Origin of the sequence: Streptomyces griseoluteus (assembly GCF_004784465.1) — a bacterium.
GTDB lineage: Bacteria > Actinomycetota > Actinomycetes > Streptomycetales > Streptomycetaceae > Streptomyces > Streptomyces griseoluteus.
Window position 1 is genome coordinate 460,318 of the sequence record NZ_SRRU01000003.1, and the last position, 16,493, is coordinate 476,810.

Consider the following 16,493-nt stretch of genomic DNA (forward strand, 5'->3'; position numbering starts at 1 on the left):
ACGCGCGCCCTCCTGTCGTACGCCTCGGTGGACCGACGGCAGCAACCTACGGCATCGGGGCGGGAGTCGGCGGTCCAGGTGCGGCTTCCGGACACCGCTGAGGCGGTTCAGCGCCGGGCCGCCAGTTCCTCGAGGGCGATGTTCAGCTCCAGCACGTTGACGCGGGGCTCGCCCAGGAAGCCCAGGGTGCGCCCCTCGGTGTGGTCGTGGACGAGCCGGGCCACCTCGGGCACGGGCAGGTGGTTCCGGGCGGCGACGCGGTTCGTCTGGAGCCGGGCGTACTCCGGGGAGATGTCCGGGTCGAGGCCGGAGCCGGAGGAGGTGACCGCGTCGGCGGGGACGTCGGCCGGGTGCACCGGACGGCCGGGCACGGAGTTGTCGCGGACGACGGCGGCCTTGGCGGCCTCCACTCGCCGCACCAGCACCTTGTTGTCGGCGGCGAGATTGGTGGCACCGGACAGCAGCAGGTGGTAGCGGGTGTTCTCGGTGTTGGTGCCGAGCCCCGCCGCCGGACGCCCCTGGAACCACCTGAGGTCCGGCGGCGCCGTCTCCTGGCCCTTCCTCAGCGGAAGTGTGTACGACTGCGCGATGAGTGAGGAGCCGACGACTCGTCCGTCCGCCCGGATCTCGGAGCCGCCCGCCCGGCCGGGGAGGAGGAGCTGGGCCACGCCGGTCACGGCGAGGGGATAGAGGACGCCGGTGACGAGGGTGAGGATGAGCAGGGCGCCCAGGCCCGCGCCCAGGGACCGGATCTTGCCGGTGAGGGAGGTGTTCATGGTCAGCCGATCCCGGGGATCAAGGAGAGGAGCAGGTCGATGAGTTTGATGCCGGCGAAGGGCGCGACGAGTCCGCCGAGGCCGTAGACGGCGAGGTTGCGCCGCAGCAGGCGGTCGGCGCTCACCGGCCGGTACCGCACCCCGCGCAGGGAGAGCGGGACCAGCGCGATGATGATCAGCGCGTTGAAGACGACGGCCGAGAGGATCGCCGAGTCGGGCGAGGCCAGCCGCATGATGTTCAGCCGGTCGAGCCCCGGATACACGGCGGCGAACAGCGCCGGGATGATCGCGAAGTACTTGGCCACGTCGTTGGCGATGGAGAACGTGGTCAGCGCGCCCCTCGTGATGAGGAGCTGTTTGCCGATCCCGACGATCTCGATGAGCTTGGTCGGGTCGGAGTCCAGGTCGACCATGTTGCCGGCCTCCTTGGCGGCCGACGTGCCGGTGTTCATGGCCACGCCCACGTCCGCCTGGGCCAGCGCGGGGGCGTCGTTGGTGCCGTCCCCGGTCATGGCGACGAGCTTGCCGCCCGCCTGCTCCCGCTTGATGAGGGCCATCTTGTCCTCGGGGGTGGCCTCCGCGAGGAAGTCGTCGACGCCCGCCTCCTCCGCGATGGCCCTGGCGGTCAGCGGGTTGTCCCCGGTGATCATGACGGTCCGGATGCCCATCCGGCGTAGCTCGGCGAACCGTTCCCGCATGCCGTCCTTGACGACGTCCTTGAGGTGGACGACACCGAGTACGCGGGCACCCCGAGCGTCCCGTACGGCGACCAGCAGCGGGGTGCCGCCCGCGCGGGAGATCCGGTCGGCGGCGGCTTCCGTGTCGTCGGCGACCGTGCCGCCCTGCTCACGCACCCAGCGCAGCACCGAGGCGGCCGCGCCCTTGCGGACACTGCGCCCGTCCACGTCCACGCCGGACATCCGGGTCTGCGCGGTGAACGCGACCCACTCGGCACCGGCCAGCTCGCCCTGGTGGCGCTCGCGCAGGCCGTACGCCTCCTTGGCCAGGACGACGACGGAACGGCCCTCGGGGGTCTCGTCGGCCAGCGAGGAGAGCTGGGCGGCGTCGGCGAGTTCGACCTCGCTCGCGCCGCCCACCGGCAGGAACTCGGCGGCCCGGCGGTTGCCGAGGGTGATGGTGCCGGTCTTGTCCAGCAGCAGGGTCGAGACGTCACCGGCCGCCTCCACGGCCCGGCCCGACATGGCCAGCACATTGCGCTGGACCAGGCGGTCCATCCCGGCGATACCGATGGCGGAGAGCAGGGCGCCGATGGTGGTGGGGATCAGGCACACCAGCAGGGCGACCAGCACGACCATCGTGAGATGGGTGCCGGCGTAGGCGGCGAACGGCGGCAGCGTGGCGCAGGCCAGCAGGAAGACGAGGGTGAGCGAGGCCAGCAGGATGTTCAGCGCGATCTCGTTGGGCGTGCGCTGCCGGGCCGCCCCCTCCACCAGTCCGATCATCCGGTCGATGAAGGTCTCCCCCGGCCGGGTGGTGATCCGGACGACGACCCGGTCGGAGAGCACCTTGGTGCCACCCGTGACAGCACTCCGGTCGCCCCCGGACTCCCGGATGACCGGCGCCGACTCACCCGTGATCGCGGACTCGTCCACCGAGGCGACGCCCTCCACGACATCACCGTCGCCGGGGATCACATCACCCGCCTCGCAGACGACCAGGTCACCGACGCGCAGCTCGGTGCCGGAGACATGCTCCTCGGCGGTTCCGGTCAGCCTGCGGGCCACGGTGTCCGCCCGGGCCTTGCGGAGGGTGTCGGCCTGCGCCTTGCCCCGGCCCTCGGCCACCGCCTCCGCGAGGTTGGCGAACAGCACGGTCAGCCACAGCCAGACGCTGATCGTCCAGCCGAACCAGTCGGTGGGGTCGGTGAGGGAGAAGGCCGTGGTCAGCACGGAGCCGACCCACACCACGAACATCACGGGCGACTTGACCATGACCCGCGGATCGAGCTTGCGGAAGGCGTCGGGCAGCGATCTCAGCAACTGCCGGGGATCGAAGAGGCCCGCACCGACCCGCCCCCCGCCGGACGGAACCCCGGCCGCCGCCTCATCCTGCGGCGCGCGGGTGGGAGTGAGTGTGGACATGGCGGCCTCAGGGTCGTGGGTACGGGGGGTCGGCGCGTCGGTACGGGGATGGGTCATGACAGCCCCTCCGCGAGCGGTCCCAGCGCCAGCGCCGGGAAGTAGGTCAGGCCGGTGATGATGAGGATCGCCCCGACCAGCAGGCCCGCGAACAGCGGTTTTCCGGTGCGCAGGGTGCCCGCGCTCTCGGGGACGGGCCGCTGGGCGGCGAGCGAGCCGGCCAGCGCGAGGACGAACACCATGGGCAGGAAGCGGCCGAGCAGCATGGCGAGCCCGGTCGTGGTGTTGAACCAGTCGGTGTCGGCGTTCAGCCCGGCGAAGGCCGAGCCGTTGTTGTTGGCGGCGGAGGTGTAGGCGTACAGGACCTCGGAGAAGCCGTGCGCGCCCGGATTGAGCATGGAGTGCGGCGGGGTCGGCAGGGCCAGCGAGGCCGCGGTGAGGACGAGGACCAGTGCGGGGGTGACCAGGATGTAGCAGGCGGCGAGCTTCATCTCGCGTGCGCCGATCTTCTTGCCCAGGTACTCGGGGGTGCGGCCGACCATCAGACCGGCGAGGAACACCGCGATCACGGCCATGATCAGCATGCCGTACAGCCCGGAGCCGGTGCCGCCGGGCGCGATCTCGCCCAGCATCATCCCGAGCATGGCGACACCGCCGCCGAGCCCGGTGTAGGAGGAGTGGAAGGAGTCCACGGCGCCGGTGGAGGTGAGCGTGGTGGACACGGCGAAGAGCGCGGAGCCGCCGACGCCGAAGCGGACCTCCTTGCCCTCCATGGCGCCGCCCGCGGCCTGGAGCGCCGGGCCGTGGTGGCTGAACTCGGCCGCCGTCATCAGGGCGGTGAAAGCGAGCCAGATGGCGGCCATGGCGGCGAGGATCGCGTAGCCCTGCCGGACGCTGCCGACCATCAGGCCGAAGGTGCGGGTCAGCGAGAACGGGATGACGAGGATCAGGAAGATCTCGAACAGGTTGGAGAAGGGGGTGGGGTTCTCGAAGGGGTGGGCGCTGTTGGCGTTGAAGTAGCCGCCGCCGTTGGTGCCCAGCTCCTTGATGGCCTCCTGGGAGGCGACCGCGCCGCCGTTCCACTGCTGGGTGCCCCCCGGGAACTGGCCGACCTCATGGATGCCGGAGAAGTTCTGTATGACGCCGCACGCGACCAGGACCAGCGCGCCGAGCACCGCGGCCGGGACCAGGACGCGCAGCGTGCCGCGCACCAGGTCGGCCCAGAAGTTGCCCAGTTCGCCGGAGCGGGACCGGGCGAAGCCGCGCACCAGGGCGACCGCGACGGCCATGCCCACGGCGGCGGACACGAAGTTCTGCACCGCGAGCCCCGCGGTCTGCACGACATGGCCCATGGTCTGTTCGCCGTAGTACGACTGCCAGTTGGTGTTGGTGACGAAGGAGACGGCGGTGTTGAAGGACTGCGCCGGGTTCACCGGGGAGAACCCCAGCGAGCCTGGCAGCACCCCTTGGAGCCGCTGGAGCAGGTAGAGGAAGAGGACACCGGCCACGGAGAAGGCGAGCACCCCGCGCAGATACGCCGGCCAGCGCATCTCGGTGTCGGGGTCGGCGCCGATGGCCCGGTAGATCCAGCGCTCGGCACGCAGATGACGGCGCGAGGAGTACACCTTGGCCAGGTAGCCGCCGGCGGGCGCGTGGACGAGGGCCAGCGCGCCGATGAGGGCGAGGAGCTGGAGCACTCCCGCGAGTACGGAACCCATGTCTGCTCTCAGAACCTCTCCGGGAAGATCAGGGCGAGGACGAGATGGCCCAGCAGGGCGACGGCCACGACCAGGCCGACGACGTTCTCGGCGGTCACAGCTTCGTCACCCCCTTGGCGACGAGTGCCACCAGCGCGAAGGCCGCGAGCACGGTGACGACAAAGGCCAGGTCGGCCATCTTGGGACTCCTGAACAGACGGGGTTCGAAAGGGGAACGCTTCGAGGAAACCCCCGCTCCAAGGGGTCGGGGCCCCGCGTTGACGCCTCTCATACGGGCAGAGGTGCGGCCTTGACGGGTCTCTGACGGGGGGCGCGCGGCGGAGCGCGGCGATGAGGGTGCGCTTCCCTCGATCGAACGAGTTTGGAAACGACGGCCCTTGGCGCGCCGGGCCGAGCGGGGGATGGGAACACGCGTTCCGGAAATTGCCTGGCCGAGACCGTGACAAGGCCGGTGTCCGGCGCGTTTTTAGAGCACCAGTTCACTTCCCGCTCGGATGGAGGAGATCGACGACATGAGTACGTTCGCCCCCGGTTCCGCCCAGCTCATCTGCCGCGCGCTCGTCGTCGACCGCGAGGGGCGCGTCCTGCGGACACGGGAACCTGCCGAGTTGCCCGGTGCGCCCGCCGGGGCGGACGACCGCACCTTGCTGGAAGCCGCGCTGCGGGCGGTGACCGAGCGGACCGGGCTCGCACCGGGTGACCTGTGCCTGACCCCGGAGCTGCTGACCGCTCCGGTCCATGTCGAGGCAGTCGGACCGGCCCACTACGAGTTCACCTTCGCCCTCTGCCTGGCCCGCGAGCTGCCAGAACCCCTGGAGGCCGACTGGTTACCGGTCGAGCAGCTCGACTCAGGCTCCCTGGGAGCCAAGTTGCGCGCCCTGAACCTGGACGGAAGACCGACTCCGGTGAACGCCTCGGCCCTGATCCACGACGGTGACGGCCGCTACCTCCTCCACCTGCGCGACAACATCCCGGGCATCTGGGAGCCGGGTGCCTTCGCCCTGCTCGGCGGCGGCCGGGAGCCGGGGGACCGCACACTGGAGGACACCCTCCGACGCGAACTGGCCGAAGAAGTACCGGGTCTCGACCCGGCCTGCCTGGAGCCGTACGCCGTCGAGGAGGCCACGGGTACCGACGGGCTGTGCGTGCCCGTGCAGGTCTTCTCGGGCCGCTGGACCGGCGATCCGGACGGGGTGGGGCTGGCGGAGGGGGTGCTGCTGCGCTGGTTCCGCCCGGACATGCTGCACCGGCTGCGGCTGAGTACCGGCACGCGTGACCTCATCCTGCGCCACGCGGCGGGCCCGGCTGTGCGGGCCCCGGTGATCCCGCGCCCGGCGAGGGCACCGGAGACGGGCGGCACGGAGCTGAACATCGTCGGCGTCCATCTGTACGCCGAGGACGACGCCGGCCGCGTCCTGCTCGGACTGCGCCACCCGGACGCGGCCTTCGCGGGGTCCACCTGGCACTTCCTGGCCGGACACTGCGAGCGGGAGTCGGCCGTCGCGTGCCTGGTGCGGGAGGCGTACGAGGAGGCCGGGCTGGTGATCGACCCCGCCGACCTGGAGCTGGCCCATGTGGTGCACGTGCTGCACGGACCGAGCGCGCGGCCGCGCATGCAACTGGTGTTCCGCGCACGCCGCTTGGGCGGAACACCGTGGCTCAGGGAGCCGGACAAGTGCCTCGCCTGGCGCTGGTGGGACCCGGACGGGCTGCCGGAACCCCTCGTGCCCTACGCCCGCACGGCCATCGACGGCATCCGGACGGGCCGTACCTACTCGGAGATGGGCTGGTGCCCGGCATGAGCGGCCGGCGGCGGCACACCGTGCCGGTGGACGTGCATCTGATCCTGCGTCGGGAAACCGGCGACGGCCCGGAGGTGCTGGTGTCACGCCGGGCCGGGGCGGTGTACGCGGCCGGGCTCTGGCATCTGCCCTCCGGGCACCTGGACGGCCCGCACGAGGACGTGGTCGACGCGCTGATCCGGGAGGCGCGCGAGGAGACCGGGGTCGTCATCGACCGGGCCGACGTGCGCGCGGCCGTCACCGTCCACCATCGCGCGCCCGGCGGTTCGGCCCGCGTCGGCTTCCTCTTCGAGGTGCGGCGGTGGGCGGGCGAGCCACGGGTCATGGAGCCGGACGTCTGCGACGCCATGACCTGGGTCCCGCTGGACGCGCTGCCCGCCGCGACGGTGGCGTACTGCCGGGCCGGCCTGGACGCGTACCGGGCCGGGGAGCACCTGGCCGTGCACTTCCAGCGGCCGGGCGACCCGATCGCCCACGACCCTGCGGCCGAGCGGCTCCAGGTCGTTTCCGGCGTCAGCCCCCTGCCCGTCCAGTGGTGGCCCGGCCCCGCCCCAACCCTTGGAGACGCATCGTGAGCAGTGAGGCCCTGCACACCCGCCCCCAGCACCCCGGCACCGCGCACGCGGCGCGGCTCGCCACGCCCGCCGACGCGGAGGGCATCGTCCGGCTCAGGTCCGCCCACGTCCTCGCCGAGCCGCTGCCTGAGGAGTGGATCGTCCGCTCCGGCGCCGAACTGGCCGCCCGACTGGCCCCCGCTGGCGACGCGCGGGCCTGTGTCGTCGACGCCGCCGACGGCGCCCTCGTCTCCTGCGCCCTCGCGCTGCTCCACCCGGCGCTGCCCGAACCGGCGTCCCCCGGCGGGAGGGCGGCGCGGATGCACACGGTCGCCACGCATCCCGCGTGGCGCCGCCGGGGACACGCCAGGTCGGCCCTGACCGCGCTGCTCGACCGGCTCCGGGCGGAGGGGGTGGCGCCCGTCGAGGCGGACGCGCCCGCCGGCGTGGGCGCGCTCTTCCGTGCCTCGGGATTCTGCGGCAGCGTGGCCCCCATGCGGATGACATGGCCCGAGCCGGCGGTCCGGGGGCGGGTGGACGAGAGGACCGGCCATGTCTGGCTCCCGCCGGAGCAGTACGCCGAGACGGTCATGAAGGCCACCGGTTTCGCCTGCGTCCTCTTCACCGACGTCCACGACCGGCCGGTGCAGCTCCACGGGGTCTACAGCGCGACCCACCCCTGGCAGTTGGTGGGCGGCACCATGGACCCCGGTGAGCGGCCCTGGGAGACGGCCGTGCGGGAGTGCCGGGAGGAGACCGGCATCGAACTCGACAGCCCGCCCCGCCTGCTGGCCACGGTGTACGGGCTGCCGGGCGCCGAGTGGCCGTACAGCACGATGGGACTCGTCTTCGACGGCGGGCGGCTGGACGAGGCGCGGCTCCGGGACATCGTGCTGGACCCGCGTGAGCACGACGAGATGCGGGTGCTGGCGCTTCCCGAGTGGCGGCCGCTGATGCCGCCGCGGGACTTCGCGCGGCTCAGTGCGGTGATGGAGGCCCGCCGCACCGGTGTGGCCGCCTACTTCGACACCTGGGACTGGGGGACGGAATGAGCGTCGTACTGATGTCGGACCAGCGGGTGGCGGCGGTCCCGGTGCGCGAGTGCGGCGAGCCGCTGGTCGACGTCCGGGCGCACGGCGCCCTCCGGGTCGACCCGCGCAAGGCGGACGCCTCGGGGGCCTTCGCGTATCTGCGCCAAGGGGTGCTGCACCGCCTGCTGCACGCCCAGTCGCTCCTGCCGGACGGTATGCGGCTGCTGTACGTCGAGGGGTACCGGCCGCCCGGCCTCCAGCGCCGGTACTTCGAGGAGTACGCCGCCGCGCTCGGCCGGGACAACCCCGGCTGGTCCCCGGCCCGCGTGCGGGACGAGGCCAGCCGGTTCGTCTCCCCGCCGGAGATGGCCCCGCACAGCGCGGGCGCCGCCGTGGACCTCACCCTGGTGGACGCCGACGGCAACGAACTGGACCTGGGCACCCGGATGAACGCGGACCCGGTGGAGAGCGAGGGCGCCTGTTACACCTCGGCCACCAACATCGGCGCCGAGGCCACGGCCAACCGGAACACCTTGGCCACCGTGCTGTCCGAGGCCGGCCTGGTCAACTACGCGACGGAGTGGTGGCACTGGAGCTGGGGCGACCGTTACTGGGCGCTCCAGACGAACAACCCGACCGCGCTCTACGGCCCCACCGAACCGGGAGCCATATAAGCCGCATATCGCCCCATCGCTGGCATAGTGCCCCCATGACTCTCACGCCCCGTAAGGACGGCTCGCGGCGGGGCGGCGGCCGCCGTCGCGCGGTGCCGGCGCTGGCCTGTGTCCTCGGGATCACGGGCGGCGTCGTCCTCGCGCTGGACCTCTCCGAGGACCAGCCCCGCTCCCCCGCCGCCCTCCCCGGCCACCCCGCCCCCGGACCGGCGGACGTCCCCTCCCCCGGCGCCCCCGGCATCGGCGACCCCCTCATGCCGCGGGACGGGAACGGCGGCTACACGGTCCGCCGCTACACCCTGGACTTCGACTGGCAGGCGCCGAAAACCCCTTTCGCCGCAGCCACCACGATCAGGGCCACCGCCACCCAGGCCCTCTCCCGCTTCGACCTCGACTTCGCGGGCAACACCCTGCGCGGCGTCACCGTCGACGGCGCGTCCGCGAAGACGGCGCGCCAGGGCGACGAACTGGTCGTCACCCCGGCGAAGCCGCTCACGCGGGGCCGCGCCTTCACCGTGAAGGTCACCTACACCGCCGACCCCACCCAGCGGCGCCACCGCACCGACGCGATCCAGGACTACGGCTGGGTGCCGACGGCGGACGGCACCGTGCTGTCCCCGCAGCCCAACGGCGCCCGGATGATCTTCCCGGCGGACGACCACCCGAGCCTGCGCGCGCCGTTCACCTTCCACATCACCACCCCGCCAGGCCTGACGGCGGTGGCCAACGGACGGCTCGTCACCCGCGCCCCGCAGCGCGACGGCCGGGTCCGCTGGACGTACGACTCGGAGCATCCGGTCGCCCCCCAGTTGGTCCAGTTGGCCATCGGCAAGTTCGACGTGGTCGACGGCACCGGCCCGCACGGGCTCCCGCTGCGCGACGTGGTCCCGGCGGGGCTGGTGGCGGAGACGAAGGCGTACCGGGCGCTGACCCCGGACCACCTCGCGTGGCTGGAGCAGCGGCTCGGCCCGTACCCCTTCCGGCGCTACGGCGTGCTGGTGGGCGACACCGAGCTGCCGGTGGCGCTGGAGACGCAGTCCCTCTCGGTGGTGCCGAGCGCGGACCTGCTCGGGGATCAGGTCGCCGCGGAACGCAATCTCGTGCACGAACTGACCCACCACTGGACCGGTGACAGCGTGGCGATCCGCCGCTGGTCGGACCTGTGGCTGAGTGAGGGTCATGCCCGGTTCTACGAGCTGCTGTACGCCGACTCGCGGGGCGGTCCGAGCCTGGAGGACATGATGCGTTCGGCCTACGAGCAGCACGACCAGTGGCGGCACGACGACGGCGCCCCCGCCGAGCCGCACGAGGAGGGCCTGTTCCGGCAGATGCGGTACGACGGCTCGGCGCTCGTGCTGTACGCCCTGCGGGAGAAGGTCGGCGCGGAGACCTTCGGGCGCGTCGAGCGGGCCTGGGTGACGACGTATCAGGGGCGGGTGGCCGGGAGCCGGGACTTCGTCAGGCTGGCCTCGAAGGTGGCCGGCGAGGACCTGACGGGCTTTCTGACCCCGTGGCTGTACGGGTCGCACACCCCGCCCATGCCGGGCCGGCCGGGCTGGCGGGTGGACCCGGTGGAGGAGGGGTGAAGGGCTGCCCCCACCCGGCGGGGTCGGCTGCCGCCGACCGGGTGGCCTGAGCGCGGGGGCTCGTCCACGCCAGTGACGCTCGGCGCGACGCGGCGCGCGAGGCAAGGAAACGTGAGCGGGGTGACATGCGGGGCGCGCCCTGGTTCGCGCCCTGGCCGCATGTTCCGGCCACGCCGAACCTCGTTGGAGCCACCCGTATGAGAAAGCGCGTTGCCCCCCGCCTGTCCAGTGCCGTGCGCGGGCATCGGCGGATCGTCTGCGTGACCGCCGCGTCGGCGGCGCTCCTGGTGCCCCTGCTGATCGACCGCTCGGACGACTCCGGCGGCCCCGACGACCATCGCCTCCAGGACGACTACACCGCCGCGGCGGAGGAGTTCCACGTCCCCCGCAGCGTCCTGATGGGGGTGTCCTACCTCCAGTCCCGGTGGGACTCCCACCAGGGCGCGCCCAGCGTCATCGGCGGCTACGGGCCGATGCACCTGGTGGACTCCGCCGGGCCGCCGGCCGCCACCCCGCCGCACCATGTGACGCCCCACCCGAAGGTGCGGAAGGCCAGCCCGTCCCCGGCGCAGAACGCCGCCGAGGAGGCCCGGCGCTCCGCCGACCTGCGGCGGGCGGCCGATCTGGTCGGTCTCCCGGTGGAGCGGCTGCGCACCGACGACGCCGCCAACGTGCGTGGCGGCGCTGCCCTGCTCGCGGCGGCGCAGAAGCAGCTCGGCAAGCCGCTCAGCACCGACCCCGCCGACTGGTGGGAGGCGGTCTCGCGCTTCCCGGGCTCCAATGACGCGGGCTCGGCGGCGGCCTATGCCAACGATGTCTTCGACATCATCAGGAAGGGCGCGAACCGCGTCACGGACGCGGGTCAGCACGTCGTCCTGGCCGCGAGTCCCCGGGTGCGCCCGAAGGCCGGGGCGGCGGGCGCGGCCCGCTCGAAGAACGTGGAGTGCCCGGCGGAACTGTCGTGTTCCTGGCTGAGCGCGCCGTACGTACGGCTCGACGACGACGCGTACGGCAACCACGACCTGGCCGACCGGCCCGAGGACCAGCGGATCGAGTACATCGTCATCCATGACACCGAGGCGCCGCTGGCCTCGATGCTGCTGACCGTCCAGGACCCGACGGAGGCGTCCTGGCACTACTCGATCCGGTCCAGCGACGGCAGTGTCACCCAGCACGTCAAGACCAAGGACGCCGCCTGGCACTCGGGCAGCCAGTTCGTGAACGGCCGCTCGATCGGCATCGAGCACGAGGGCTTCCTGCGGCAGCCTGACGCCTGGTACACGGAGCAGATGTACCGTTCCTCCGCCCGGCTGGTGAAGTACCTGACGAAGAAGTACGATATCCCGCTGGACCGTCAGCACATCTTCGGCCACGACAACGTGCCGGCGCCGACCGAGGGCGCCATCCCGGACATGCACGACGACCCGGGCCCGTTCTGGGACTGGCGGCACTACTTCGACCTGCTGGGCGCACCGCTGAAGGCGAAGGCCGGGCCGGACAGCGACACGGTGATGATCCTTCCGGAGTACGCCAAGCACAAGCCGGTGTTCACCGGGTGCGTGGAGAGCGGCGAGAAGTGCGCGCCGCACGGTTCCAGCGCGGTCCGGCTGCACACCGAGCCGAGCGAGGACTCCGGGCTGATCCAGGACCCGGGCCGCAAGCCGGACGGCGACGACACCACGGTGGACGTCAACGACCTGGGATCGCGGGTGTCGGCGGGCCAGATGTTCGCGGTGGCCGGGCGGCAGGGCGACTGGACGGCGATCTGGTTCCAGGGCCACAAGGCGTGGTTCAAGAACCCGAAGAACCAGCCGACCGCCGTGGGCGAGCGGGCCCGGACCGTCACGCCGAAGGAAGGACTCCACGAGATCCCGGTGTTCGGACGGGCGCTCCCGGAGGAGTCGGCGTACCCGGAGGGGATGGAAGAGCAGCAGGAGACGCCGCTGCCGTACACGATCGAGGAGGGTCAGCGGTATGTGACGCAGTCCGTCGTGCACGGCACCTACGTCGACCGGTCCTCCTTCGCCGAGACCCCGGCGCCGGTGGTGAAGGGGCAGGAGGAGTACTACGAGATCCAGCTCGACCACCGGCTCGCCTATGTGCGGGCGAGCGACGTGGACGTGAAGGAGCCTCCGGCGGCCGCCGGTGCGCCGAAACCGGCCAAGCCGTAGGCCGGGAGCTGACCCACCGCGGCCGGGGCCGGACCGCGGAGGTCCGGCCCCGGCCGCTTGCGCGGGTCGTCGCCGACCGCTGGACTGGCTTCCGGTGAGCGCCCAGACTGGGGGTGCCGGACGCTCCGCTCTTCCTGGACGGTGATCGTGGAAACGCAAGAGAGTCAGCGCGTCGAGTTCACGCCCGAGGCGGCCGCACTGGTGCGGAGGCTGCGCGAGCGGCACGGTCCGCTGATGTTCCACCAGTCGGGCGGCTGCTGCGACGGCAGCGCCCCCATGTGCTACCCCGAGGGCGAGTTCCGCACCGGCGCCTCCGACGTCCTCCTCGCCGAACTGGTCCTGGACGGCGTCCCGGAACCGGTGGGCTTCTGGATGTCCAAGTCCCAGCACGACCTCTGGAGCCACACCCGCCTCATCGTCGACGTCGTCCCCGGCCGCGGAGGCGGCTTCTCGCTGGAAGCCCCCGAAGGCGTCCGCTTCCTGATCCGCTCGCGCGTGATCGGCAGCTGACGGTCGCGCCTCACGGCCGTAGTCCGCTCACCAGGTCCGCGGTCGCCGTGAGGCCGCTGCTGATGGTGGGGGCCATGCTGGTGCTGGCCAGGTAGAAGCCGAGCAGCATGCAGACCAGGGCGTGGGAGATCTTCAGCGCGCCGTTGCGCATGAAGACCACCGCCAGGATCAGGAGCAGCAGCACCACTGAGATGGAAACAGCCATCGGAACCTCCTCCGCCACGCCCGGTGTGCGGCGTTCGGCCGCAAGTGTGGCGTAGCGGAGGGTTGTTCCGGGGCGCTGACGTGTCCCCCGTAAGGGTGGTGTCAGGGGGCTTGGAGGTCCGCCAGGCCGGCGAGGGCCGCGCGGTGGGCGCCCGCGCTGCCGTACGCGAGGGAGTCGGCCTTGGCCCGCTTGAGGTACAGGTGGACGGGGTGTTCCCAGGTCATGCCGAGTCCGCCGTGGAGCTGCAGCGCCTCCTCGGTGGCGCGGACGGCGACGGGAGAGGCGTAGGACTGCGCGACGGCGGCGGTGAGGTCGGTGTCGTGGCCGGTGGTGAGCGCGTCGGCCGCGGCGCGGGCGGCCGCGCGGAGGTTGACCACCTCCAGCCAGAGCTGGGCGAGCCGGTGCTTGAGCGCCTGGAATCCGCCGACCGGCCGGTTGAACTGCTTGCGCTCCTTCAGGTAGCGCACGGTTTCGGTCAACGCCCAGTCTGCCACGCCCAGTTGCTCGGAGGCCAGCAGTCCGGCACCGGCCCGCAGCGCACGCCGTACGGCGGGTTCGGCGGGGCCCAGGCGGCGGCCGGGGGCGCCGTCGAGGGTGACGGTGGCGAGCGGGCGGGTGAGGTCGAGCGGGATCTGCGGGGTGCGGGTGACCGCGTCGGCGGCGACCGCGTAGAGATCGCCGTCGTCGGCCGGGACGAGCAGTACGTCGGCCGCGACCGCGTCCGCCACGGAGGTCAGCTCGCCGTGCAGTACGCCGTTCTCGACTCGGGCGGTGGCGAAGGGGGCGCCGGGCGCGGCGGTCAGGGAGACGGCGAGCGCGCCCACCGTGCGGCCGGAGGCGAGTCGCTCCAGCAGCTCGGCGTCGTCACAGGCGAGCAGTGCCTCGGTGGCGACCACGGCGCTGGTGAGGTACGGCACCGGCGCCACGGCCCGCCCCAACTCCTCCAGCACGACGGCGACTTCGCGGTGGGTGGCGCCCTGACCGCCCCGCGCCTCGGGGATCAGCAGCCCCGCCAGGCCCATGCCTTCGGTGAGCTGCTTCCACAGGGCGGGGTCGTGCGGGGTGTCCGACTCGGTGCGGGCGATCACCGCGGCGGGCCCGCAGTGATCGGTGAGCAGGTCGCGGACGGCGGCGCGCAGCGCCTCCTCCTCCTCGGAGTAGAGGAGGTCGGGCTCGGCGTTCGGCGTGCTCATCGGGCCAGGTCCTTCCAGGGGACGTCCTTGTCGGTGCGCGGTTCGGCGGGCAGGCCGAGGACGCGCTCGGCGACGATGTTCAGCAGGACCTCGCTGGTCCCGCCCTCGATGCTGTTGCCCTTGGAGCGCAGATAGCGGTACCCGGCGTCGCGCCCGGTGAAGTCGACCAGCTCGGGACGGCGCATGGTCCAGTCGTCGTACAGCAGCCCCTCCTCGCCCCGGAGTTCGACCTCCAGGCCGCTGATCTCCTGGTTGAGGCGGGCGAAGGCGAGCTTCATGCCGGAGCCCTCGTAGCCGGGCTGGCCGGCGTTGAGCTGCTGGCGCAGCCGTTCGGCGGTGAGGCGGGACACCTCGGCCTCGACCCAGAGCTTCAGCAGCCGCTGGTGCAGGTCGTGGGTGCGCAAGTAGGGGCGCTCGCGCCAGGTCTTGGCGACCGGGCCGATCATGCCGCCCTCGCGGGGCAGCCGCATGCCGCCGATGGAGACGCGTTCGTTCATCAGCGTGGTCTGGGCGACCCGCCAGCCGTCGCCGGCCTCGCCGAGGCGGTGGCGGTCGGGGATGCGGACGCCGGTGAGGAAGACCTCGTTGAACTCGGCCTCGCCGGTGATCTGGCGCAGCGGCCGGACCTCCACGCCGGGGTCGGTCATGTCGCAGATGAAGTAGGTGATGCCCGCGTGCTTGGGCGCGTCCGGGTCGGTGCGGGCGATGAGGATGGCCCAGCGGGCCAGATGGGCGCTGGAGGTCCACACCTTCTGCCCGTCGACCACCCAGTCCTCGCCGTCCCGCACGGCACGGGTGCCGAGCGCGGCCAGGTCGGACCCGGCGCCGGGCTCGCTGAACAACTGGCACCACACCTCCTCGCCGGTCCACAGCGGGCGCAGGAAGCGGGCCTTCTGCTCGTCGGTGCCGTAGCGCAGCACGGTCGGCGCGGCCATGCCGAGGCCGATGCCGATGCGGCGCGGGTCGTTGTCGGGGGCGCCGGCCGCGGCCAGCTCCTCGTCCACGACGGCCTGGAGGGAGCGCGGGGCACCGAGTCCGCCGAGGCCCTCCGGGTAGTGGACCCAGGCGAGCCCGGCGTCGAAGCGGGCCCGGAGGAAGTCGAGGCGGTCGGTGGTGGCGGGCGGGTACGCGGCCAGCAACTCGGCTGTGCGGCGGCGCAGTTCACCGGCGTCGATCATGCGGTGGCTCCGTTCTGCGGCAGGACGGCGATCCGGCCGGTGGTCACGCCGTCGGCGACCCGCTGCACGGCGTCGGCCGCCCCGGCGAGCGGTACGCGCTCGCTGACCAGCGGCTTGATCGCGCCGCGCGCGGCCAGCTCGGTCAGCTCCTCGTGGCAGCGCAGCACCAGCTTGGGGTTCTTGGTGTTGTACAGGCCCCAGTGCAGGCCCAGGATCGAGTAGTTCTTCACCAGGGCGTGGTTGAGCGCGGGGCTCGGGATGGAACCGCTGGCGAAGCCGACGACCACGATCCGGCCCTCGAAGGCGACGAGCTTGGCGGACTGCGCGTACGCCTCTCCGCCGACGGGGTCGTAGATCACGTCGGCGCCCTTGCCGCCGGTGGCCTCCTTCACGGCGGCGACCACGTCCTCGGCGCGGCGGTCCACGACCACGTCGCAGCCCAGGTCGCGGGCGACGGCGGCCTTGTCGGCGCCGCCGACGACACCGATGACCCGCGCCCCGGCGGCCTTGCCGAGCTGGACGGCGGCGCTGCCGACACCGCCCGCGGCGGCGTGCACCAGCAGGGTCTCCCCCGCCTCCAGGTACGCACGCCGGTGCAGGCCGAACCAGCCGGTCTGGTAGCCGATGTGCAGCGCGGCCGCCTCGGCGTCGTCCAGGGCCTCGGGCGCGGGCAGCAGCGCCCGGGCGTCGGCGAGCGCGTACTCGGCGAAACCGCCGTACGGCAGCGCCGGGTTGGCGATGACGCGGCGGCCGTCCTCGGTCTCGCCGCAGATCTCCACGCCCGGTGTGAAGGGCAGCGGGGGCCGGATCTGGTACTGGCCCCGGCAGAGCAGGGCGTCCGGGAAGTTGACGTTGGCGGCACGCACGCGCAGCAGCACCTGGCCCTCGCCGGGCGTGGGGCGCTCCACCTCCGCCAGGCGCATCACCTCGCGCGGCTCGCCGTTCTCGTGCACTTGCCATGCCTGCATGCCGGGCCTCCACGGGACTGCGTCGTCT

At 72.6% G+C, this 16,493-nt stretch carries 15 protein-coding genes; 7 read left to right on the top strand and 8 right to left on the bottom strand.

All coding sequences use genetic code 11. The annotated features are described in order from the left end of the window. Positions 1 to 107: 107 nt before the first annotated feature. From E5082_RS11025 to kdpF, 4 genes are read right to left on the bottom strand one after another with little or no spacing between them, the layout of a single operon-like run. Positions 108 to 776 (bottom strand): potassium-transporting ATPase subunit C, encoded by a 669-nt coding sequence (locus E5082_RS11025; protein WP_135791071.1) that lies wholly within the window; start codon positions 774 to 776, stop codon positions 108 to 110. Between the two features lie 2 nt (positions 777 to 778). Then, a complete protein-coding gene (gene kdpB / locus E5082_RS11030; RefSeq protein WP_135791229.1) occupies positions 779 to 2,878 on the bottom strand; it encodes a potassium-transporting ATPase subunit KdpB in 2,100 nt (699 codons plus the stop codon). Positions 2,879 to 2,931: 53 nt separating this feature from the next. Continuing rightward, the gene (kdpA, locus tag E5082_RS11035; protein ID WP_135791072.1) at positions 2,932 to 4,593 is read right to left on the bottom strand and encodes a potassium-transporting ATPase subunit KdpA; all 1,662 of its coding nucleotides are present in this window, start codon (positions 4,591 to 4,593) and stop codon (positions 2,932 to 2,934) included. An 8-nt stretch (positions 4,594 to 4,601) separates the two neighbouring features. Continuing rightward, a complete protein-coding gene (gene kdpF, locus E5082_RS11040) occupies positions 4,602 to 4,691 on the bottom strand; it encodes a K(+)-transporting ATPase subunit F (protein WP_135791073.1) in 90 nt (29 codons plus the stop codon). A gap of 414 nt (positions 4,692 to 5,105) precedes the next feature. Here kdpF and E5082_RS11045 point away from each other — a divergent pair, with 414 nt between their 5' ends. From E5082_RS11045 to E5082_RS11080, 7 genes are all read left to right on the top strand, one after another. Further along, positions 5,106 to 6,395: an NUDIX hydrolase gene (locus E5082_RS11045; protein ID WP_229918795.1), complete on the top strand. Its 1,290-nt coding sequence runs from the start codon at positions 5,106 to 5,108 to the stop codon at positions 6,393 to 6,395. Continuing rightward, positions 6,392 to 6,970, top strand: a complete 579-nt coding sequence (locus tag E5082_RS11050) for an NUDIX hydrolase (protein ID WP_135791075.1) — start codon at positions 6,392 to 6,394, stop codon at positions 6,968 to 6,970. The genes E5082_RS11045 and E5082_RS11050 overlap by 4 nt, the downstream gene beginning before the upstream one ends. Beyond that, on the top strand, positions 6,967 to 8,001 hold the full coding sequence (locus E5082_RS11055; protein ID WP_229918796.1) for a bifunctional GNAT family N-acetyltransferase/NUDIX hydrolase: 1,035 nt from the start codon (positions 6,967 to 6,969) through the stop codon (positions 7,999 to 8,001). Before E5082_RS11050 ends, E5082_RS11055 begins: the two co-directional genes overlap by 4 nt. After that, entirely contained in the window at positions 7,998 to 8,654 is a 657-nt protein-coding gene (locus E5082_RS11060; RefSeq protein WP_135791076.1) for a M15 family metallopeptidase, read from the top strand. Before E5082_RS11055 ends, E5082_RS11060 begins: the two co-directional genes overlap by 4 nt. 35 nt (positions 8,655 to 8,689) lie before the next feature. Continuing rightward, the gene (locus E5082_RS11070) at positions 8,690 to 10,240 is read left to right on the top strand and encodes a M1 family metallopeptidase (protein WP_229918797.1); all 1,551 of its coding nucleotides are present in this window, start codon (positions 8,690 to 8,692) and stop codon (positions 10,238 to 10,240) included. A 197-nt stretch (positions 10,241 to 10,437) separates the two neighbouring features. Next, positions 10,438 to 12,411, top strand: a complete 1,974-nt coding sequence (locus tag E5082_RS11075; protein WP_135791077.1) for an N-acetylmuramoyl-L-alanine amidase — start codon at positions 10,438 to 10,440, stop codon at positions 12,409 to 12,411. Between the two features lie 147 nt (positions 12,412 to 12,558). Next, the gene (locus E5082_RS11080; protein WP_373310016.1) at positions 12,559 to 12,921 is read left to right on the top strand and encodes a DUF779 domain-containing protein; all 363 of its coding nucleotides are present in this window, start codon (positions 12,559 to 12,561) and stop codon (positions 12,919 to 12,921) included. 10 nt (positions 12,922 to 12,931) lie between these two features. Here E5082_RS11080 and E5082_RS11085 read toward each other — a convergent pair whose 3' ends face one another. The 4 genes from E5082_RS11085 to E5082_RS11100 form a co-directional block, all read right to left on the bottom strand. Then, on the bottom strand, positions 12,932 to 13,126 hold the full coding sequence (locus tag E5082_RS11085; RefSeq protein WP_030809112.1) for a hypothetical protein: 195 nt from the start codon (positions 13,124 to 13,126) through the stop codon (positions 12,932 to 12,934). Between the two features lie 101 nt (positions 13,127 to 13,227). Beyond that, a complete protein-coding gene (locus tag E5082_RS11090) occupies positions 13,228 to 14,319 on the bottom strand; it encodes an acyl-CoA dehydrogenase family protein (RefSeq protein WP_135791078.1) in 1,092 nt (363 codons plus the stop codon). Continuing rightward, a complete protein-coding gene (locus E5082_RS11095; protein WP_135791079.1) occupies positions 14,316 to 15,497 on the bottom strand; it encodes an acyl-CoA dehydrogenase family protein in 1,182 nt (393 codons plus the stop codon). The genes E5082_RS11090 and E5082_RS11095 overlap by 4 nt, the downstream gene beginning before the upstream one ends. Then, positions 15,494 to 16,465, bottom strand: coding sequence for an NADPH:quinone oxidoreductase family protein (locus E5082_RS11100; protein ID WP_135791080.1), 972 nt, complete (start codon positions 16,463 to 16,465; stop codon positions 15,494 to 15,496). The genes E5082_RS11095 and E5082_RS11100 overlap by 4 nt, the downstream gene beginning before the upstream one ends. Between the last annotated feature and the right edge of the window lie 28 nt (positions 16,466 to 16,493).

Bases quoted from the DNA above. Each gene is read 5' to 3' on its own strand.
- E5082_RS11025 (WP_135791071.1), bottom strand. From the start codon at position 776: ATGAACACCTCCCTCACCGGCAAGATCCGGTCCCTGGGCGCGGGCCTG.
- kdpB (WP_135791229.1), bottom strand. From the start codon at position 2,878: ATGTCCACACTCACTCCCACCCGCGCGCCGCAGGATGAGGCGGCGGCC.
- kdpA (WP_135791072.1), bottom strand. From the start codon at position 4,593: ATGGGTTCCGTACTCGCGGGAGTGCTCCAGCTCCTCGCCCTCATCGGC.
- E5082_RS11045 (WP_229918795.1), top strand. From the start codon at position 5,106: ATGAGTACGTTCGCCCCCGGTTCCGCCCAGCTCATCTGCCGCGCGCTC.
- E5082_RS11050 (WP_135791075.1), top strand. From the start codon at position 6,392: ATGAGCGGCCGGCGGCGGCACACCGTGCCGGTGGACGTGCATCTGATC.
- E5082_RS11060 (WP_135791076.1), top strand. From the start codon at position 7,998: ATGAGCGTCGTACTGATGTCGGACCAGCGGGTGGCGGCGGTCCCGGTG.
- E5082_RS11070 (WP_229918797.1), top strand. From the start codon at position 8,690: ATGACTCTCACGCCCCGTAAGGACGGCTCGCGGCGGGGCGGCGGCCGC.
- E5082_RS11075 (WP_135791077.1), top strand. From the start codon at position 10,438: ATGAGAAAGCGCGTTGCCCCCCGCCTGTCCAGTGCCGTGCGCGGGCAT.
- E5082_RS11085 (WP_030809112.1), bottom strand. From the start codon at position 13,126: ATGGCTGTTTCCATCTCAGTGGTGCTGCTGCTCCTGATCCTGGCGGTG.
- E5082_RS11090 (WP_135791078.1), bottom strand. From the start codon at position 14,319: ATGAGCACGCCGAACGCCGAGCCCGACCTCCTCTACTCCGAGGAGGAG.
- E5082_RS11095 (WP_135791079.1), bottom strand. From the start codon at position 15,497: ATGATCGACGCCGGTGAACTGCGCCGCCGCACAGCCGAGTTGCTGGCC.
- E5082_RS11100 (WP_135791080.1), bottom strand. From the start codon at position 16,465: ATGCAGGCATGGCAAGTGCACGAGAACGGCGAGCCGCGCGAGGTGATG.